The 18,006-nt window shown below is 43.4% G+C and carries 22 protein-coding genes; 18 read left to right on the top strand and 4 right to left on the bottom strand.

Annotated elements, in window-relative coordinates; translation table 11 throughout:
* Nucleotides 1-511 precede the first annotated feature (511 nt).
* From rpmH to jag, 4 genes are all read left to right on the top strand, one after another.
* On the top strand, nt 512-646 hold the full coding sequence (gene rpmH, locus IGJ26_RS16655) for a 50S ribosomal protein L34 (RefSeq protein WP_002356012.1): 135 nt from the start codon (nt 512-514) through the stop codon (nt 644-646).
* A 147-nt stretch (nt 647-793) separates the two neighbouring features.
* A complete protein-coding gene (rnpA, locus tag IGJ26_RS16650) occupies nt 794-1,129 on the top strand; it encodes a ribonuclease P protein component (RefSeq protein WP_008376940.1) in 336 nt (111 codons plus the stop codon).
* Nucleotides 1,130-1,147: 18 nt separating this feature from the next.
* Nucleotides 1,148-1,972 carry a YidC/Oxa1 family membrane protein insertase gene (locus IGJ26_RS16645; RefSeq protein WP_008376942.1) on the top strand — a complete coding sequence of 275 codons (825 nt, stop codon included), beginning with the start codon at nt 1,148-1,150 and terminating at the stop codon, nt 1,970-1,972.
* A gap of 17 nt (nt 1,973-1,989) precedes the next feature.
* Nucleotides 1,990-2,748, top strand: a complete 759-nt coding sequence (jag, locus tag IGJ26_RS16640) for an RNA-binding cell elongation regulator Jag/EloR (protein WP_086316718.1) — start codon at nt 1,990-1,992, stop codon at nt 2,746-2,748.
* Nucleotides 2,749-2,950: 202 nt separating this feature from the next.
* Here the strand turns inward: jag and IGJ26_RS16635 are convergent, their stop codons facing one another.
* Nucleotides 2,951-3,280, bottom strand: a complete 330-nt coding sequence (locus tag IGJ26_RS16635; protein WP_005226284.1) for a heavy metal-binding domain-containing protein — start codon at nt 3,278-3,280, stop codon at nt 2,951-2,953.
* Nucleotides 3,281-3,518: 238 nt separating this feature from the next.
* On the opposite strand from IGJ26_RS16635, the gene mnmE reads away from it, so the two are divergent.
* Both mnmE and mnmG read left to right on the top strand, forming a co-directional pair.
* On the top strand, nt 3,519-4,916 hold the full coding sequence (gene mnmE, locus IGJ26_RS16630; RefSeq protein WP_087664724.1) for a tRNA uridine-5-carboxymethylaminomethyl(34) synthesis GTPase MnmE: 1,398 nt from the start codon (nt 3,519-3,521) through the stop codon (nt 4,914-4,916).
* Nucleotides 4,917-4,949: 33 nt separating this feature from the next.
* Nucleotides 4,950-6,842: a tRNA uridine-5-carboxymethylaminomethyl(34) synthesis enzyme MnmG gene (gene mnmG / locus IGJ26_RS16625; protein WP_008376950.1), complete on the top strand. Its 1,893-nt coding sequence runs from the start codon at nt 4,950-4,952 to the stop codon at nt 6,840-6,842.
* Between the two features lie 105 nt (nt 6,843-6,947).
* Here mnmG and IGJ26_RS16620 read toward each other — a convergent pair whose 3' ends face one another.
* The 3 genes from IGJ26_RS16620 to IGJ26_RS16610 all read right to left on the bottom strand — a co-directional run bounded on the left by IGJ26_RS16620 (nt 6,948) and on the right by IGJ26_RS16610 (nt 8,753).
* Nucleotides 6,948-7,466, bottom strand: coding sequence for a helix-turn-helix domain-containing protein (locus IGJ26_RS16620; RefSeq protein ID WP_005226263.1), 519 nt, complete (start codon nt 7,464-7,466; stop codon nt 6,948-6,950).
* A 16-nt stretch (nt 7,467-7,482) separates the two neighbouring features.
* Complete coding sequence (locus IGJ26_RS16615; RefSeq protein WP_430599760.1) at nt 7,483-7,950, bottom strand: DUF5626 family protein; 468 nt, start codon at nt 7,948-7,950, stop codon at nt 7,483-7,485.
* Nucleotides 7,951-8,300: 350 nt separating this feature from the next.
* Nucleotides 8,301-8,753 (bottom strand): DUF2188 domain-containing protein, encoded by a 453-nt coding sequence (locus IGJ26_RS16610; protein ID WP_016611678.1) that lies wholly within the window; start codon nt 8,751-8,753, stop codon nt 8,301-8,303.
* A gap of 256 nt (nt 8,754-9,009) precedes the next feature.
* Here IGJ26_RS16610 and IGJ26_RS16605 point away from each other — a divergent pair, with 256 nt between their 5' ends.
* The 12 genes from IGJ26_RS16605 (at nt 9,010) to guaB (ending at nt 17,934) form a co-directional block, all read left to right on the top strand.
* A complete protein-coding gene (locus tag IGJ26_RS16605; RefSeq protein WP_008376956.1) occupies nt 9,010-9,903 on the top strand; it encodes an SDR family oxidoreductase in 894 nt (297 codons plus the stop codon).
* 38 nt (nt 9,904-9,941) lie between these two features.
* Nucleotides 9,942-10,511: an alkaline shock response membrane anchor protein AmaP gene (gene amaP / locus IGJ26_RS16600; RefSeq protein WP_008376957.1), complete on the top strand. Its 570-nt coding sequence runs from the start codon at nt 9,942-9,944 to the stop codon at nt 10,509-10,511.
* Between the two features lie 7 nt (nt 10,512-10,518).
* On the top strand, nt 10,519-10,710 hold the full coding sequence (locus IGJ26_RS16595) for a DUF2273 domain-containing protein (RefSeq protein ID WP_005226258.1): 192 nt from the start codon (nt 10,519-10,521) through the stop codon (nt 10,708-10,710).
* Nucleotides 10,711-10,734: 24 nt separating this feature from the next.
* A complete protein-coding gene (locus IGJ26_RS16590; RefSeq protein ID WP_005232937.1) occupies nt 10,735-11,505 on the top strand; it encodes an Asp23/Gls24 family envelope stress response protein in 771 nt (256 codons plus the stop codon).
* A gap of 11 nt (nt 11,506-11,516) precedes the next feature.
* A complete protein-coding gene (locus IGJ26_RS16585; protein WP_005232938.1) occupies nt 11,517-11,660 on the top strand; it encodes a hypothetical protein in 144 nt (47 codons plus the stop codon).
* A 142-nt stretch (nt 11,661-11,802) separates the two neighbouring features.
* Nucleotides 11,803-12,519 carry a 16S rRNA (guanine(527)-N(7))-methyltransferase RsmG gene (gene rsmG / locus IGJ26_RS16580; RefSeq protein ID WP_005226256.1) on the top strand — a complete coding sequence of 239 codons (717 nt, stop codon included), beginning with the start codon at nt 11,803-11,805 and terminating at the stop codon, nt 12,517-12,519.
* A gap of 11 nt (nt 12,520-12,530) precedes the next feature.
* Nucleotides 12,531-13,295: a ParA family protein gene (locus tag IGJ26_RS16575; RefSeq protein ID WP_005226255.1), complete on the top strand. Its 765-nt coding sequence runs from the start codon at nt 12,531-12,533 to the stop codon at nt 13,293-13,295.
* Nucleotides 13,285-14,175 carry a ParB/RepB/Spo0J family partition protein gene (locus IGJ26_RS16570; protein ID WP_005226254.1) on the top strand — a complete coding sequence of 297 codons (891 nt, stop codon included), beginning with the start codon at nt 13,285-13,287 and terminating at the stop codon, nt 14,173-14,175. Before IGJ26_RS16575 ends, IGJ26_RS16570 begins: the two co-directional genes overlap by 11 nt.
* Before the next feature lie 10 nt (nt 14,176-14,185).
* Nucleotides 14,186-14,374, top strand: a complete 189-nt coding sequence (locus tag IGJ26_RS16565; RefSeq protein WP_005226253.1) for a DUF951 domain-containing protein — start codon at nt 14,186-14,188, stop codon at nt 14,372-14,374.
* 8 nt (nt 14,375-14,382) lie between these two features.
* A complete protein-coding gene (ychF, locus tag IGJ26_RS16560) occupies nt 14,383-15,483 on the top strand; it encodes a redox-regulated ATPase YchF (RefSeq protein ID WP_005226252.1) in 1,101 nt (366 codons plus the stop codon).
* Nucleotides 15,484-15,554: 71 nt separating this feature from the next.
* Nucleotides 15,555-16,247 (top strand): DUF1129 domain-containing protein, encoded by a 693-nt coding sequence (locus IGJ26_RS16555; RefSeq protein ID WP_005226251.1) that lies wholly within the window; start codon nt 15,555-15,557, stop codon nt 16,245-16,247.
* Between the two features lie 202 nt (nt 16,248-16,449).
* Nucleotides 16,450-17,934: an IMP dehydrogenase gene (gene guaB, locus IGJ26_RS16550; protein ID WP_005226250.1), complete on the top strand. Its 1,485-nt coding sequence runs from the start codon at nt 16,450-16,452 to the stop codon at nt 17,932-17,934.
* Nucleotides 17,935-18,006: the final 72 nt, after the last annotated feature.

Raw genomic sequence — 18,006 nt, 5'->3', positions numbered from 1 at the left:
AAATTGTCCTCCTATAACTAAGAATAGATATAACTAAAATAGCACGGATTGAAAAAGTTTTCCACAGATTACGATAAAAAAGGTTAGAAAAAAATACTTTTCCACAAAACGGGATAAAAGAAAAAAGGAAATGCACATGTTCGAAAATGCACTATCCACAGGTAGAAAAAGAATGTGCATAACTAGAAAAAAATCTCTCTTATCCACAGATCTATGTGAAGATCACGCCTTGATAATACTAGGTTTTAGGGCAGTTATCAACAGCCGGAAAAGCGATTGTGGAAAACTTTTCTACAGGCTGTTTGTTTGTGGAAAAAGTCAAAATAACTCTGGGGAAAAAGTTATCCACAAAAATTAGCTGTAAACAGCAAACCCACACAAATCAAGGGAATTGTGGATAAAGAATGGTCGATTTTGAGCAAACTTCTTATTGACAAACTAGTACTTGACTCGTTATACTATCAAAGTATGTCTGTGCGCATAAGCATTATCCTGATGGAGGTGGAAATAAATGAAAAGAACGTATCAACCAAATAAACGTAAACGTCAAAAAGTTCACGGATTCCGTAAACGTATGAGTACAAAAAATGGACGTCGTGTTTTAGCTAGCCGTCGTCGTAAAGGCAGAAAGGTTATTTCTGCGTAAGCCACTGAATGCCAGTGGTTTTTTTTTATGCCGTTTTTGCGGAATATAGTGTCTGACTTTTGGCAAATATGGTATTATTGACAGGTGAGTGGTTACGGATTCAATCCGTTTCGCGAAGCTTAATTGAAAGAAGTGAAGGAACCGAAGATGAGAAAATCCTATCGAGTAAAAACAGAGCAAGATTTTCAAAAAGTTTTTCAGGCAGGAAATTCTTTTGCAAATCGGAAGTTCGTGGTGTATGTCTTACCTAAAGAGCAATCACATTTTCGAGTTGGTTTATCTGTAGGAAAAAAAGTCGGTAATGCAGTGAAGCGAAATGAGGTCAAACGTAAGATTCGTGCGAGCTTAACGGAAATGAAGCCGCGAATCGAACCAGCGATCGATTTTATTGTGATCGCCCGTCCAAGTATCGCCACTTGTTCCTCAAAGGAAATCTACTCGAATTTAGAGCATGTCTTAAAGCTTGCCAAAATTATTCATTAATGGAAAGGAATTAGTTACGTGAAAAAAGGGAAACGCGTCTTACTATTTTTGGGAGTTCTCTCATTAGTAGTTGTCTTATCTGCCTGCGGTGCAACAGGTGAAGTAAATGCACAAAGTACCGGTCTATGGGATCGTTACATCGTTTATTATTTTGCAGAGGCGATCAAAGCCCTCTCCTTCGGCAATGCCGGGATCGGGATCATCCTCTTTACATTGATCATCCGGGTCATTTTGATGCCGTTGATGCACTTTCAAACCAAAAGCATGCGCAAAACGCAAGAATTACAACCGAAGCTAAAAGCGCTGCAGCAGCAATATGCGTCAAAAGATACAGAAACACAAAGCAAGTTAAAAGAAGAAACACAACGTTTGTATGCGGAAAACAATGTCAATCCCTATGCCGGCTGTCTACCATTATTGGTACAAATGCCGATTTTGATGGCCTTGTGGCAATCGATCTCACGGGTTCCTGCTCTGCAAGAAGGAAAATTCTTATGGCTGCAGCTGGGTGATCGTGACCCATACTTCATCTTGCCGATTTTAGCGGCGCTCTTTACTTTTGCAAGTACCTACTTATCAAGTATGAGCCAAGTGGAATCAAATGCGAGTTTGAAAATCATGAATTTCGCTATGCCGATGATGATCTTACTGATGGGGATCAACATTGCCAGCGGTCTTTCCTTGTACTGGGTTGTTTCTAATGCATTCCAAGTCTTGCAAACAATGATCTTAAATAACCCATTCAAGATTCGCCAAGAAAGAGAAGAAGCCGCCCGCAAAGAACGCGAGCGTGAACGAGCCCTGAAAAAAGCAATGAGTCCTAAAAAGAAACGGAAAAAATAAGAGGAGGTTGCACTGCAATGCCGATTTATGAAAATCTGACAGTAGCTGAAGCAATTCAAGAGGGATTGCAAGTCCTTGGTATCACCAAAGATCAAGCAGTAATCGAAGTCCTGGATGAAGGAAAAAAAGGCTTCTTGGGGCTAGGAAAAAAACAAGCACGGGTCTCCATTGAAAAAAGAATCGTTGAAGAACCGGCACCCGTTGAAGAAGTACCAGCAAAACCGCTGGTAGAACCAGATCCTGTGACGACAGAGGATGCAAGCAGTGTGATGGAGGCGGCCGCGAGCGAACCTGTTTTGCTGACGGATCTTTCAGATGAGGAAGCACTGGCTCAGTTGGGACTCTATCTGACAAATATTTCAAAAGCATTGAATGCACCTGCCTTAGTAAAAACCGCTCGTCAAGACGGCGTGATCGTCTTTCAATTAGAAACGCAAAAACAAGGCATTTTGATTGGGAAGCACGGCAAAACCTTGAATGCACTGCAATATTTGGCGCAAGTTTATATTCATCGCATCGCGAAAAACAAATTGTCGATCGTTGTGAATGTCGGGGATTACCGTGAAAAACGTCAAGCGATCTTAGAACGTTTGGCCAGCCGTACTGCTGAAAAAGTCAAACGAACAGGCCGCCCGGTCTTTTTAGAGCCGATGCCGGCGTTTGAAAGAAAACAGATCCATTCCGTATTGAGTAAAGATGCGTATGTTCAAACTCATTCTGAAGGGGATGAACCGTATCGCTACTTAGTAGTGGAACCTGCGGACAAACGAATTTAATGAAAAAAGGGAAAGGCGGTCTGACAAGCCTTTCCCTTTTTTGATGGGAAAAAGCGATTGACAACAAATTTAAAACCAAGTATCCTTGACTAGAAATCATTCTTATCAAAGTCAACATACGTTACGTAGGTCAGCCTTTGGTATCAAAAAAGAGTCCGTATGCCGCGGACTCTTTTTTGTATTTCGTTGTTCAAAGGGGCAATTAGCCGCCAATGGTTGATTGAGTAAATTGAACCACCGTACCATAGGCAAAGATCTCAAGGTAGGTTTTGTCGCCTTCGACGATGCGGTCGTGTTCGAAATGACAGTTGATCACTGCATTCGCACCGTAGCTGTGAGCTGTTTCTTTTAAGCGATAGGTCACATCTGCCAAAAGATCGTTCAAATTCACAGATGTATCAAATAGATCTACTTCGATTTTGTCTGCCGCAAAGACGATATCCCGCACGACATAAGGCCGATTCACGTTTCCTGTCGATAAAATGATTTCTTTAATGCGGGCAGCACTGTTTGATGATTTGATGGTTTCCATAATAGATCCCTCTTTTCTTATTCTTTGCTTTTATTTTAAAGGTTTTTGCGGACAGATGCAAAATTTAAAAGTTTTTGAAGGAAGCTTGCGACTCGCGCAAAAATGTGCTAATCTATTTCCAGAATTTAATTGACAAGCAGTCAAAGTGCTAAGTCTACTCGTTTTTATTGATTTTCAATCAATTTGACGGGTGGAGTGGGCACTTTTTTTATGTGAAAAAATAGGAGGAGCATGCAACATGGCGAATATTACGCAAGAATTTGATACGATTGCCGCAATTTCCACCCCGCCAGGCGAAGGGGCCATCAGTATTGTACGATTAAGCGGGGAAGAAGCAATCGCAATTGCGGATCGGATTTTTCAAGCAGGCACTAAAACCCTCGCCCAAGTCCCTAGTCATACGATTCATTATGGTCATATCGTGGACCCAGAAGAAAACCGTTTGATGGATGAAGTGATGCTTTCAGTGATGAAAAAACCGCGGACCTTTACCCGAGAAGATGTCATTGAGATCAACTGTCACGGCGGGATCGTTGTCGTCAATCAACTCTTGCAATTGGTTTTACGACAAGGCGCTCGTTTGGCTGAGCCGGGAGAATTCACGAAGCGGGCCTTTTTAAATGGACGGGTTGATCTTTCTCAAGCCGAGGCGGTGATGGACCTGATTCGTGCTAAGACCGATAAGGCGATGAATCTCGCTGTCAATCAGCTGGATGGCAATCTTTCCCACTTGATTCGGACCTTACGCCAAGAGATCTTAGAGACGTTGGCGCAAGTTGAAGTGAATATCGATTACCCTGAATACGATGATGTGGAAGAATTGACGACCCGCTTATTGTTAGAAAAGGCCACGATGGTCAAAGGGCAGATCCAAGCCTTATTAGCAACTGCCCAACAAGGAAAAATTTTGCGAGAAGGTCTGAGTACTGCGATCATCGGTCGGCCGAATGTCGGTAAATCCAGCTTATTGAACCATTTATTAAGGGAAGAAAAAGCTATCGTAACAGACATTGCTGGTACGACTCGAGATGTCATTGAAGAGTATGTCAATGTTCGCGGGGTACCGTTGAAACTGATCGATACGGCTGGTATCCGCGAAACGGAAGATGTCGTTGAGAAAATTGGGGTCGAACGCAGCCGCAAAGCACTGGCAGAAGCGGAGTTGATTTTGCTGGTTCTCAACCAAAGCGAAGGATTGACCCAGGAAGACAAACAATTGCTGGAGCTGACTGCTGGCAGCCGTCGGATCATCTTATTGAATAAGACCGACCTTGAGCCAAAACTAGCGCCCGCTGAATTAGCGCAGTACGCAGCAGATGAACCGATTTTTTCTGTCTCTGTATTGACCAACGAAGGCTTGGATCAACTGGAACAAGCCATTGCCGATCTATTCTTTGGGGGGAAAACCACCGACAAGGATGCTTCCTATCTTTCTAACACCCGCCACATTGCCTTATTAGAAAATGCCGTTCAGTCGTTGTCTGAGGTCATCCAAGGGATCGAAGCAGGAATGCCTGTCGACTTGGTTCAAATCGATATGACACGCTGCTGGGACTATCTAGGAGAAGTTGTCGGCGACAGTGTCCAAGATGAGTTGATCACCCAATTATTTAGTCAGTTTTGTTTAGGAAAATAAAGAATGCGCCACTGGCGTAAAAAGGAGAACACCATGCAAGAATATCAAGCAGAAAGTTATGACGTGATCGTTGTTGGTGCCGGCCATGCCGGATCAGAAGCTGCCTTAGCAGCCAGCCGAATGGGGGCAAAAACCCTTTTACTGACCATCAACTTAGACATGGTCGCATTCATGCCTTGTAATCCCTCCGTCGGCGGACCAGCAAAAGGCGTCGTGGTGCGCGAAATCGATGCTTTAGGCGGAGAAATGGGCAAAAATATCGATAAAACCTACATCCAAATGCGGATGCTCAATACAGGAAAAGGTCCCGCAGTGCGGGCTTTGCGGGCGCAAGCCGATAAACATGCCTATGCGGCTGAAATGAAACGAACGATCGAAAAAGAAGCCAATCTAACACTGCGCCAAGGGATCGTTGAAAAGCTGATCGTTGAAGAAGGCGAGTGCCGTGGCGTCGTGACATCTACAGGCGCTCGTTACCAAGCCCAAGCTGTAGTGATCACTGCAGGAACAGCGTTGCGAGGGGAGATCATCATTGGAGAGTTGAAGTATTCTTCTGGTCCAAACAACTCCCAGCCATCGATTGGATTAGCCGATCATTTGAAAGAGCTTGGTCTAGAGATCGCTCGTTTTAAAACCGGTACACCACCGCGGGTCAAATCCAGCACCATCAACTATGAGGTAACGGAGATCCAGCCTGGCGATGAACAACCGAATCACTTTAGTTACAGCACACCCGATGAAGCCTACAATCAAAACCAAGAACCTTGCTGGTTGACCTATACGAACGAAGGGACGCACCAAATCATCAACCAGAATTTACATCGGGCGCCGATGTTTACAGGGATCGTCGAAGGGGTAGGTGCCCGTTATTGTCCATCCATCGAAGACAAAATCGTGCGTTTTGCAGACAAATCTCGTCACCAACTATTCTTGGAGCCAGAAGGATTGAACACCGAAGAAGTGTATGTTCAAGGGCTTTCTACTTCTATGCCAGAAGACGTCCAAGTCCAAATGCTGCATTCCATCGCAGGTTTAGAAAAAGCGGAAATGATGCGGACGGGCTACGCCATTGAATATGATGTCGTGGTACCTCATCAATTGCGTCCAACATTAGAAACCAAAGTCATCGAAAACCTCTTTACGGCAGGACAAACCAACGGAACCAGCGGCTATGAAGAAGCGGCCGGTCAAGGCTTGATTGCCGGCATCAATGCCGCTTTGAAAATTCAAGGCAAAGAACCTTTCATTATGAAACGCAGCGACGGTTATATTGGTGTGATGATCGATGATTTGGTGACCAAAGGAACCAATGAACCATACCGTTTATTGACCTCTCGTGCCGAATACCGCTTATTGCTGCGTCATGATAATGCCGATCTGCGTTTGACCGAAGTGGGACATCAAATTGGGCTCGTCCCAGAAGCGCAATACGAAGCATATGTAGCGAAAAAAGAAGCTGTTGAAGCAGAAATCAAACGCTTGTCTAAAATCCGCATCAAACCAACGCCAGAAGTACAAGCATATTTGACTGCCAAAGGGACGGCCACCTTGAAAGATGGCGTTTTAGCAAATGAATTCTTGCGCCGGCCTGAAGTGACGTATGCCGAAATGCTACAATTTATCGAAGCCAATGAAGCATTGAAGCCAAAAGAGATCGAACAAGTCGAGATCCAAATCAAATACGAAGGCTATATCAAAAAAGCCCTCGAAAAAGTGGAGAAACTCAAACGGATGGAAGCCAAACGCATTCCTGAAAACATCGACTATGCCGCTATCAATGGCTTGGCAACAGAAGCCAAACAAAAACTGCAAAAAATCCAACCCGAAACCATCGCCCAAGCGAGCCGTATCAGCGGAGTAAACCCAGCTGATATCAGTATTTTGATGGTGTATATCGAACAAGGGAAGATTGCCAAGGTTAACTAAAGACGGTTAATATTCTTTGAAAAACCAATTTATAAATGGTAAATAGAGTGTCAAAAGCCCGCTGCGAAAACAATTCGCAGCGGGCTTTTTTTCTTAATAATAAAGTTATTCCACTTTTTCAATCGTAGTGGTTCCCCAATTCATGATGTTGCTGAGATGGACATAGCCATCGTACAAATTCAAGAAAATCGAGAAGGCACAGACGATATAGATCAATACATAAAAATTATTGGCTTTTTTGTTACGCCATAAAACAAAGCCATCTAAGATCAGTCCTAAAGGAAAAAGAAAGGAGCCGATTCCAGCTAACAGTAGCAAGAGCAGACTTTCATCTTTATCTGCTGCCATCGTTCTTTGGAGTAACGACAATTTTTCTTTCTTGTCGTTGATTTCTTGATTGTTGGTTTCGATCCGCTCTTTTAAGGCTTCGTTCTCACGTAAAAGCTCATCAATCGAGACTTGATAGAGATCGCTCAACAAAATCAAATTCTCAATATCTGGATAGCCGCGCCCGTTTTCCCATTTTGAAATCGACTGGCGTGAAATCTGTAATTTTTCTGCGACTGCTGTTTGCGACAAGCCGGAAGACTCGCGACAGCTTTTTAATTGTTCTGCTAAAGCCAATGTATGCTCCTATCTGCTATTTAACAACTAGCTTCCCATTTGAGATCGTGGTTACGACACTCCCATTGGTAGTGATTATACCTGCTTTTTGCTTAAACGTACAGGTGGCTTTAGTGGACGTGTGAGTTAATGAACTAGAAGTGATACTTCCTCTGTGAGCAACTAAACTTAAATTCGAAGTGCCTGTAAATTGATTGCGGCTATTGACCGTGACATTGTAACTAGCGGTCCAATTACCGGTGGATGTTTTTGACACGCGATACGTTCCTGCTGCCAGATTTGCCCGGAATGACGGCAATTTTTCAATGGTCAAAATCAACTCGTTGCCTTCTTCATCTATGGTGATCAGCTGCTCATAGGGACTATCTGATGCTAAGTCGTAAACGAGTTCAGGTTCTTCCACTGTTTGGGCGGCAGCTGGGAGAGCAAAGAAGAAACAAATAAAAATAAACGGCACAAAAAATAATTTTTTCACAAATACCACTCCTTGTACTTTTGATAGTTTAAGTATACAAGGTTTGGCTAGTTAAAGAAAGCACAAGCTAATTTGCAACGGCAACGGATGGTTTACAGTTGTTGCTAGAGCAGCATTTCATAGGCTTATTTTTTAGGATGTCGAGAAATTTTAAACGTAATGGTTCATTCAAAAGGTCTTCGTTTTTTAGGTTTCTGACAATGAAACGTTGTTTTTTAAAAGAAACGTTAAAGAAGCGGTTGCTTTAGTTTTAACCAAACCTAGCTGTAAAAGGAAACAAAAAAGCGAAAGAGAAGGTAACGTTTCGCGCCGTTAAAACGACAAACGTAAGACCTCCTTCCACTTTTCTGCGGCCAATTTTATTCTCCTAAATCAATATCCTTTTGATGGTCGCCGTCTTTTTTATAAACGTTCACCACGGATTCTTTATTTTCGGCAATTTCTTTGGCACGGGCGATGGCCTCTGCTTTATTGTCGAAATGATCACTGGCACGTTTTGCTCCTTTGGAACGGACTTGCCATTGGTCCTCTTCATACACAACTTCAACATCCGCATCCATTAATTTTTTCGCATTTTTATTGGTTTGATGGGCATCATCTTTTTGCGGATTTTTCTCTTTCTGAAAAGCTTTCTTCTCCTCTTCATCTGCATTGTCATACCATTTTTCTGCTTGACTCGTGGCGATCGGGATCGCCCGATCGTCGGAATAGCCATCGGCTAGCAGGGCATTGGCGATATCGATCGCTTTTTTACGAACTAAGGGGTCTAGATTCTTCATTGACGCAGGATAATCACGGACATTCCAAGGCATTGTTTGGTTCCTCCTTTTTCTTGATCCAAAGTCATTTTCCTAGGGGTTCCTTTTTACAGGCACCACCAGATATTACTTATTAGTTTACCCCCTTCTATAAAAAAGTGAAATCATTTGCTTTCTGGTCAAAAATGAGGGCACTTTCTTTTTTCATTTTCTAATAAACGAGGATTTATTTTTGTTAACAAAGCGTTATATTTCCCAAAAAAAAATGAATGGTTTAGAATTTTATTATAGAGAAAAGGAGGACGTAAGAATGAGTGAACCTATTTTGACTGATCCACGGGAACTTTATCACACGGGTAAATACAGCAAACAGGAACAAGATACGCCTGCTTTACAAGAAGAAATGCGACCAAAACCTGATTGTGGTGAAGACTCTTATGAGGGAAGTCAGCAGTTAGAAAACCGGCGGGTACTGATTACCGGTGGGGATTCTGGGATCGGACGAGCAGCAGCGATTGCCTTCGCTCGTGAAGGAGCAGACATTGCCCTGCACTTTTTCCCAGGAGAAGAAGAAGATGCCGAAGAAGTTGCAGGGTACATCAAAGAAGCCGGACGCAAAGTGATTTTGCTACCCTATGACCTGCGAGACGAAGCGGCACCACAAGAGATCGTTGACAAAGCGGTAGCAGCATTAGGTGGGTTAGATACATTAGTATTGAACGCAGCACAGCAAATCACGCGGCCATCGATTGCAGAATTACCGATTGAACAAGTGAAAGACACCTTTATGGTAAACATTATCTCAATGTTTGCATTAGTGAAAGCAGCTGAGCCACACTTACCGGCTGGGGGAGCGATCGTGACAACGACTTCTGTCCAAGCCTTTAGTCCAAGCGCCCATTTAATGGATTATGCGGCAACCAAATCGGCGATCGCCAGTTTTACAGTCAGCTTGGCGAAACAATTTGCTGAAAAAGGGATTCGGGTCAATGGGGTAGCCCCAGGACCAATCTGGACACCATTACAGTTAGATCATGGCCAACCGCAAGACAAGCTGCCTGAATTTGGTCAGCAAGCATTACTGGAGCGGGCAGGACAACCAGCTGAGCTGGCACCCGTCTATGTCTTTTTAGCTTCCAATAAAGCTAGCTATGTGACAGCACAGATTTATGGTGTTACCGGCGGAGAAGCCATCAACTTGTAAGCTTATCAAAAAATCGGAGAAAAAGGAGGAGGTGTCCTATGAGTAAAGGGTGGAAAATCGTATCAATCATCGTTTCGTTGATCTTTATCACTGTCTTATTACCAATCGTTTTAATGAGTAATCCTTACATGCAGCTGCCATTTGGTTTGGACAGCAGAGGCAATGTCGTCACGTATTTCTTTGACAACTTGTTTATGCGTCAATATATGTTTTGGGTAGCCGTTGTTTTAATCGCCGTATTCTTGATCGTGATCTTAGTCGTGCTGTTTTATCCAAAAACCAAAACAACCTTTGTTTTGAAAGAGGATAAGGGCGTATTGACGATCGATAAGAAAGCGATCGAAGGACTTGTACGTACGAAAGTAAATGAAAAAGAATTTGTTGAAGGACCAAAAGTTCATGTCAAGGCGACCAAAAATCGAATTTTAATCAAAATCAAAGGCCGCTTGAAACGGACGTCTGCCTTAGTTGGCAAAACCGAAAACTTAATGGCGGAAATCCAACAAGATGTCCAACGAGTGCTTGGCTCAAGTGAAAAAGTCAAAGTCGAAGTCAATTACGCGAATTTTGAACAAAATGAGACTCCGGAAAACCCGCGAGTAGAATAGGAGGGCTATGATGAACGAACTACAACAATACAAAATCCCATTGATTTTTGGAGCAATCGGCCTTGTTCTGGCTGTGTTGTTTGTAACGATCGGTTTTTTCAAAACATTGCTGATTCTACTCCTAACAGGTTTGGGTTTTGCGCTAGGATTGTATCTCCAACGTACCGGTATCATCGACGAATTTTTTAACCAACAATAACGTATTTTATAGGAGGAATTTTTAATGAATAACGATAAAAACGAATTAAACAATGAAAAAAATGTCAGTGCACATCCAGATCCAGTGGTTCCCAACACCAATCATCAAGCCAATGAAAATGCGATTCCAATGACTGAATCACCTGATCCAGTGGTACCAAATGCTGAAAAAGCAGTAGCAGGACAACAAAATGGACCAAAACCAGGGGATCATCCAGCACCAGGAAATCCAGATCCAGCCGGACATCATCCAGCACCGCCAAAACCTGGCCACAACGATTTTGAAGGACCAACCGGGGATGCACCCGTTCATGGTTCATTGACCTATGATGACAAAGTGATCCAAAAAATTATCGGAATTGCATTAGAAAATGTAGATGGTCTGTTGACGGTCGATGGTGGTTTCTTCTCTAATATTGCTGAAAAATTAGTTAATACAGACAATGTGACTGCCGGTATCAATACTGAAGTTGGGAAAAAACAAGTAGCCGTTGATTTAGATATCGTGGTTGAATACGACCGCAATATCCCAGAAATCGCTGAACAAGTCAAAGAAGTCATTCAAAAAGAAGTAACGACAATGACCCAATTAGAAGTGATCGAAGTCAACATCAACGTTGTGGATGTGAAAACAATCGCTGAATACGAAGAGGAACAAGAAACGGTTCAAGACAAAGTAACGTCAGCGGCTTCTAAAACCGGCGACTTTGCTTCACGTCAAACCAACAAAGCCAAACATGCGGCTTCCCGCGCGTCTGATCGTATCGAAGAATACAACGAACCTCGCGTGAAATAAAAAAGTTTCATATGAAACAAAAACAAGCATTGATCCTGAGATCAATGCTTGTTTCTTTGAGAAAAAAGCTGACCAGCAGGGTTGGCAGCCTTGCTGGTCAAGGAAAAATGAAAAAAGTTTTTTGGATTGAAATGAGTATAATTTCTATGCCTTAAACCAACCTTAAAGCCCCAGTTAAAAAATAGTAAATTCTCCTAGAAAGCAATCTCTGGCTATTGCATCGCACTGCTTTTTGCGTTAAAGTAGGAACTAGTCTGTGAAACATTTTTCTGTTTCACAAAATAGAAAGGATTCGTTATGCTACCTGAAGAATTTCATGAAGAATTACGCAAAAACGGGATCGTTTTAACCGAAGAACAAATGGAAAAATTCGCTGTCTATTTCGAGCGTTTAGTCGAATGGAATCAGAAGATGAATCTAACCGCAATCACGGAAAAATCAGAAGTGTATTTAAAGCATTTCTACGATTCTGTTTCCTTAGCTTTTGAAACCGCCTTTGACCCGCAAAGTCATTTGTGCGATGTCGGTTCAGGTGCTGGCTTTCCAAGTATTCCACTAAAAATCGTGTTTCCTGAATTAGAAGTGACGATCGTCGACTCTTTAAATAAGCGCATCACCTTTTTACAAACTCTTGTGACGGATCTACAATTGGAAAATGTCCACTTGTACCATGACCGTGCAGAAACATTTGGTCAAAACCCGCAATTTCGTGGGCAATTCGATTATGTGACCGCTCGAGCGGTTGCCCGTTTGAATGTGTTAACGGAACTCTGTGTGCCATTGGTGAAAAAAGCAGGCTATTTTTATGCGCTCAAAGCTGCCAAAAGCGAGGAAGAACTGGTTGAAGCCAAACCAGCGATCTCACTCTTAGGCGGCAAATTTATTGAAGAAAAAAGCTTTACCTTACCGGTCAGCGGCGATGAACGCCATCTTTTGATCATTCAAAAGAAAAAAGAAACGCCAAAGAAATACCCCCGCAAACCGGGAATGCCAGCGAAACAACCAATTAAATAGGAGGAAAATCAATGGCCCGTATTATTTCTGTTGCAAACCAAAAAGGCGGCGTAGGCAAAACCACCACAACGGTGAACCTAGGTGCGTCCTTAGCATTTGTCGGCAAAAAAGTGTTACTCGTAGATATTGATGCCCAAGGCAACGCCACAAGCGGTGTCGGCATTCGCAAACCAGATGTGGAACAAGACATCTATGATGTATTAGTCAATGAAACACCGATCGTTGAAGCGATTTTACCTAGCAGCCGAGAAAACTTGGATATCGTTCCAGCGACGATCCAATTAGCTGGTGCGGAAATTGAATTGACCTCCATGATGGCACGGGAATCTCGATTGAAATCGGCTTTGAATGAAATCAAAGAACAATACGATTATATCTTTATCGATTGCCCGCCATCTTTAGGTCATTTGACGATCAATGCCTTTACCGCCAGTGATTCGATTTTGATCCCAGTCCAATGTGAGTACTATGCATTAGAAGGGCTGAGCCAACTATTGAATACCGTGCGTTTAGTACAAAAACATTTTAACCCTGAGTTAGAGATCGAAGGGGTCTTACTGACGATGTATGATGCTCGCACGAACTTAGGCGCGGAAGTCGTGGAAGAAGTCCGCCGCTATTTCCAAGAAAAAGTATATGAAACCATTATTCCGCGGAATATCCGGTTGTCTGAAGCACCTAGTCATGGATTGTCGATCATTGATTATGATCCACGCTCAAAAGGAGCCGAAGTCTATCAGACGTTAGCAAAGGAAGTGTTAGCCCGTGAAGAATAAAGGGAAAGGATTAGGGCGTGGGATCGATGCGTTGTTTCAAGACCTGCAAGGGTTAGAAGAAGTCGATATCAAGACAGAAAAAGTCGTTGAACTGCCTTTAAACGAATTAAGACCCAACCCTTATCAACCGCGAAAAACCTTTGATGAGCTTTCATTACAAGAACTGGCCAATTCGATCCAGCATTCGGGGGTCTTTCAACCGATCATCGTGCGGCAATCATCCGTCAAAGGCTATGAGATCATTGCTGGTGAACGCCGGTTTCGAGCGTCCAAATTAGCTGGCAAGGAAACGATCCCAGCCATCATCCGCAATTTTGATGAAGAAGCGATGATGCAAGTCGCCGTTTTAGAAAACTTGCAGCGGGAAGATTTAAATCCTTTAGAAGAAGCAGAAGCCTATGACATGCTGATGAAGAACTTGAAATTGACCCAAGCACAAGTCGCTGAACGTTTAGGGAAAAGCCGCCCGTATATCGCCAATTATTTGCGGTTACTGTCCTTGCCGAAACTCGTCAAAGAAATGGTTCAAGATGACCGTTTGTCTATGGGGCAAGCCCGGACATTATTAGGCTTGAAAAACAAAGAACAGATCTTAAAATTAGCCAATCGTTGTGTCAAAGAAAATCTGACAGTCCGCCAATTAGAACAAATGGTCGCTGAGATGAACGACACGAAAAACGAAAAGAAAAAAGTGCCGCGTCTGATTCGGGAAAAACCGTACTATTTACGAGAAAGCGAAGAACGGTTGATGGATAAATTCGGCACGAATGTCGAGATCCGCGAAAAAGAAGGCAAAGGAAAAATCGAGATCGAATACCTGTCACAAAAAGATTTAACCCGTATTTTAGATTTATTGAACATTCAATTTGATGAAGCTTGAGGTGATAAAGATGTATGATCTTGGGGATATTGTCGAAATGAAAAAACCGCATGCCTGCAAAGCCAATCGTTGGGAAATCATCCGCATGGGGGCAGACATCAAAATAAAGTGTACGAATTGCGGCCACATCGTCATGATGACGCGCCGAGAATTTGATAAAAAGATGAAGAAAATCCTAGAAAAAAAAGAGAAAGAGTGAAGTGAAGCATGGCGTTAACTGCCGGAATCGTTGGATTGCCAAATGTGGGCAAATCTACTTTATTTAATGCAATAACCAAAGCAGGAGCAGAAGCCGCAAACTACCCGTTTGCGACGATCGATCCGAATGTAGGAATGGTGGAAGTGCCAGATTGGCGCTTACAGCGTTTAACAGAATTAGTCCGTCCGAAAAAGACGGTCCCAACCACCTTTGAATTTACGGATATTGCCGGAATCGTCCGCGGTGCCAGCAAAGGGGAAGGATTAGGGAACCAATTTTTGAGCCATATCCGCCAAGTGGATGCGATCTGTCATGTCGTTCGTTGTTTCGACGACGACAACATCACCCACGTGGAAGGCCGCGTGGACCCATTAGCTGATATCGACACCATCAACTTGGAGTTGGTTTTAGCAGATTTAGAATCCGTCAACAAGCGCTATACTCGGGTCGCAAAAATTGCCAAAACCAAAGACAAAGATGCGGTTGCGGAATTGGCCGTTCTTGATAAAATCAAACCGGTCCTAGAAGAAGGGATCTCTGCTCGTTCGATCGAATTTACAGATGAAGAACAGCGCATCGTCAAAAGTTTGTTTTTACTAACGACCAAACCAGTCTTATACGTTGCCAACGTAGCAGAAGAAGACGTGGCAGACTATGAAACCAATGACTATGTCAACAAAGTGAAGGAATTTGCAGCGAGCGAAAATGCGGAAGTGATCGTCATCAGTGCTCGTGCCGAAGAAGAGATCGCTGAGCTGGAAGAAGAAGACAAAGCAGAGTTTTTAGAAGCATTAGGAATTGAAGAATCAGGGTTGGATCAATTGATTCGTGCCGCCTATGATTTGCTGGGTCTAGCAACGTACTTTACCGCTGGTGAACAAGAAGTGCGTGCGTGGACGTTCCGCAAAGGCATCAAAGCACCGCAAGCAGCGGGGATCATCCATACGGACTTTGAGCGCGGCTTTATTCGTGCGGAAACTGTTTCCTTTGAAGATCTGAACCAATACGGCACGATGCAAGCGGCCAAAGAAGCCGGTCGGGTACGTTTGGAAGGAAAAGATTATGTCGTGCAAGATGGCGACGTGATGTTGTTCCGTTTTAACGTATAAAGGGCTTTCTTCCCAGTGAATTTGTGGTAAAATGTCCATTGTGAAGAAAACGCAGAAGGGAGAATCAATTCATGGAACCAGAAACTCTGCGAAATTATGTTTCCGAAAATCGTGAATTAGAACAACAATTAACAAAACGAAACCAACAATATATATTTGATTTAAAAAAATCGCTAGAGGCAGCCAACCTTTCTGAAGAAGAAAAAACGATTGCCTTGCATGAGATGCTGCCGGTCTTAGTCAAAGAACAAAAAGGCGGCAAAACGGCCCGCCAATTATTTGGTACAGTGTCTGAACGTACCGAAGCCATCATCAACAAACCCGTTGAGCAAAAAGAATCCGGCCCCTTCTTGATGTGGTTGGATAACACCTTGCTGATTTTAGGGATTTTTGGGTTGATGCTAGGGGTTATGGGAATCTTTACTAGAGGACAAGCACAACCTTATGGCTTATTGACCCTCTTCTTGATGGCGATGCTTGCTGGTTGGGTCTTCTACTTGATGTACAAATACATGTATCAATATGAACGCCCGGGTGCTGATAAGAGCAAACGGCCGAAGATGTGGAAGATCATTTTGATTTTAGTCGCAGCCTTCATGCTATGGATCGTTGTGATCTCGCTTTCTGCGATGATCCAACCACCATTGAATCCACAAGTGGACCCTGTGATCGAAGCCTTGATCGGGGCAGTGGCATTAGCAGCGAAGTACTACTTGAAACGCAAATACAATATCATCAGCAGTCTGTCTGTTCCTAGAGGCTGATGGCTACACGTTGATCGTGCGCCTTCTTTTGTTAAAAAAGACCGCACGATCAGCGTGTTTTTTTAGAAAAAATGGCGAATTATGAAATTTGACCAAAGGTTTGAAGAGGATTATTAAGAAAGCTTTCCGAATGGTTGACTTATGAAAAAATCTTTGCTATTTTTTTTAAAATACCTAAAAACTTTAAGGAGTGGTTACAAAAATGTCCAACTGGGAAACCAAATTTGTAAAAAAAGGGTTAACGTTTGATGATGTCTTATTGATTCCGGCAGAAAGTCACGTCTTGCCAAATGACGTGGATATGAAAGTGCAGCTTGCCCCGAATATTACACTAAATATTCCAATCATAAGTGCCAGTATGGATACCGTAACTGATAGTAAAATGGCGATCTCAATGGCGCGTCAAGGCGGACTTGGCGTGATTCACAAAAACATGAGTATCGCCGCGCAAGCAGATGAAGTGCGCAAAGTAAAACGTTCTGAAAGCGGCGTGATCATCGATCCGTTTTTCTTAACACCAAGCCACTTAGTTGCTGATGCAGAACATTTGATGAGCAAGTACCGCATCAGTGGGGTACCGATCGTAGAAACGATGGAGAACCGCAAATTAGTCGGTATCATCACGAACCGCGACATGCGTTTTGTCACGGATTATACGATGCCGATCAATGATGTGATGACCAAAGACCAATTGATCACAGCACCTGTCGGTACTTCGTTGAAAGACGCGGAAAAAATCTTACAACAACACAAGATCGAAAAATTACCGATCGTTGATGAAGCAGGGATCTTAAGCGGGTTGATCACCATCAAAGATATTGAAAAAGTGATCGAATTCCCGAATGCAGCCAAAGACACGCATGGACGCCTATTAGTGGCAGCAGCAGTCGGCGTTACCAGCGATACCTTTGAACGTGCACAAGCATTATTGGATGCAGGCGTGGACGCGATCGTCATTGATACTGCCCATGGACACAGTGCGGGTGTTTTACGCAAAATCTCTGAAATTCGCGCGCATTTCCCAGAAGCGACATTGATTGCTGGAAATGTTGCCACTGCAGAAGGCACGAAAGCATTGTATGATGCTGGTGTCGATGTCGTAAAAGTCGGGATCGGTCCAGGATCGATCTGTACTACTCGGGTGGTAGCCGGTGTCGGAGTTCCTCAATTGACCGCGATCTATGATGCAGCCTCTGTGGCACGTCAATATGGCAAAGCAATCATTGCCGATGGTGGGATCAAGTACTCTGGCGATATCGTCAAAGCTTTAGCAGCTGGCGGACATGCTGTAATGCTCGGTAGCATGTTGGCAGGAACTGACGAATCACCAGGTGAATTTGAAATCTATCAAGGCCGTCGCTTCAAAACGTACCGCGGAATGGGTTCATTGGGGGCAATGGAAAAAGGCTCCAGCGACCGTTACTTCCAAGGGGGCGTAAATGAAGCCAACAAATTGGTTCCAGAAGGCATTGAAGGACGTGTCGCTTATAAAGGCAGCGTTTCTGATATCATCTTCCAAATGATCGGCGGGTTGAAATCAGGGATGGGTTATGTCGGTGCCGGCAATCTGCAGCAATTACGTGATGAAGCACAATTCATCCAAATGAGCGGCAACGGACTAAAAGAATCACATCCCCACGATGTTCAAATCACGAAAGAAGCACCAAACTACTCCGTAAAATCATAAAATGTTTCACGTGAAAACCAACGCCCCCTCTGTTCAAAAGCGGACAGAGGGGGCGTTTGGTTCTAAAAAAGG

Source organism: Enterococcus sp. AZ095a, assembly GCF_050546735.1.
GTDB classification, from domain to species: domain Bacteria; phylum Bacillota; class Bacilli; order Lactobacillales; family Enterococcaceae; genus Enterococcus_D; species Enterococcus_D entomosocium.
This window is presented reverse-complemented; position numbering and strand designations above follow the sequence as displayed.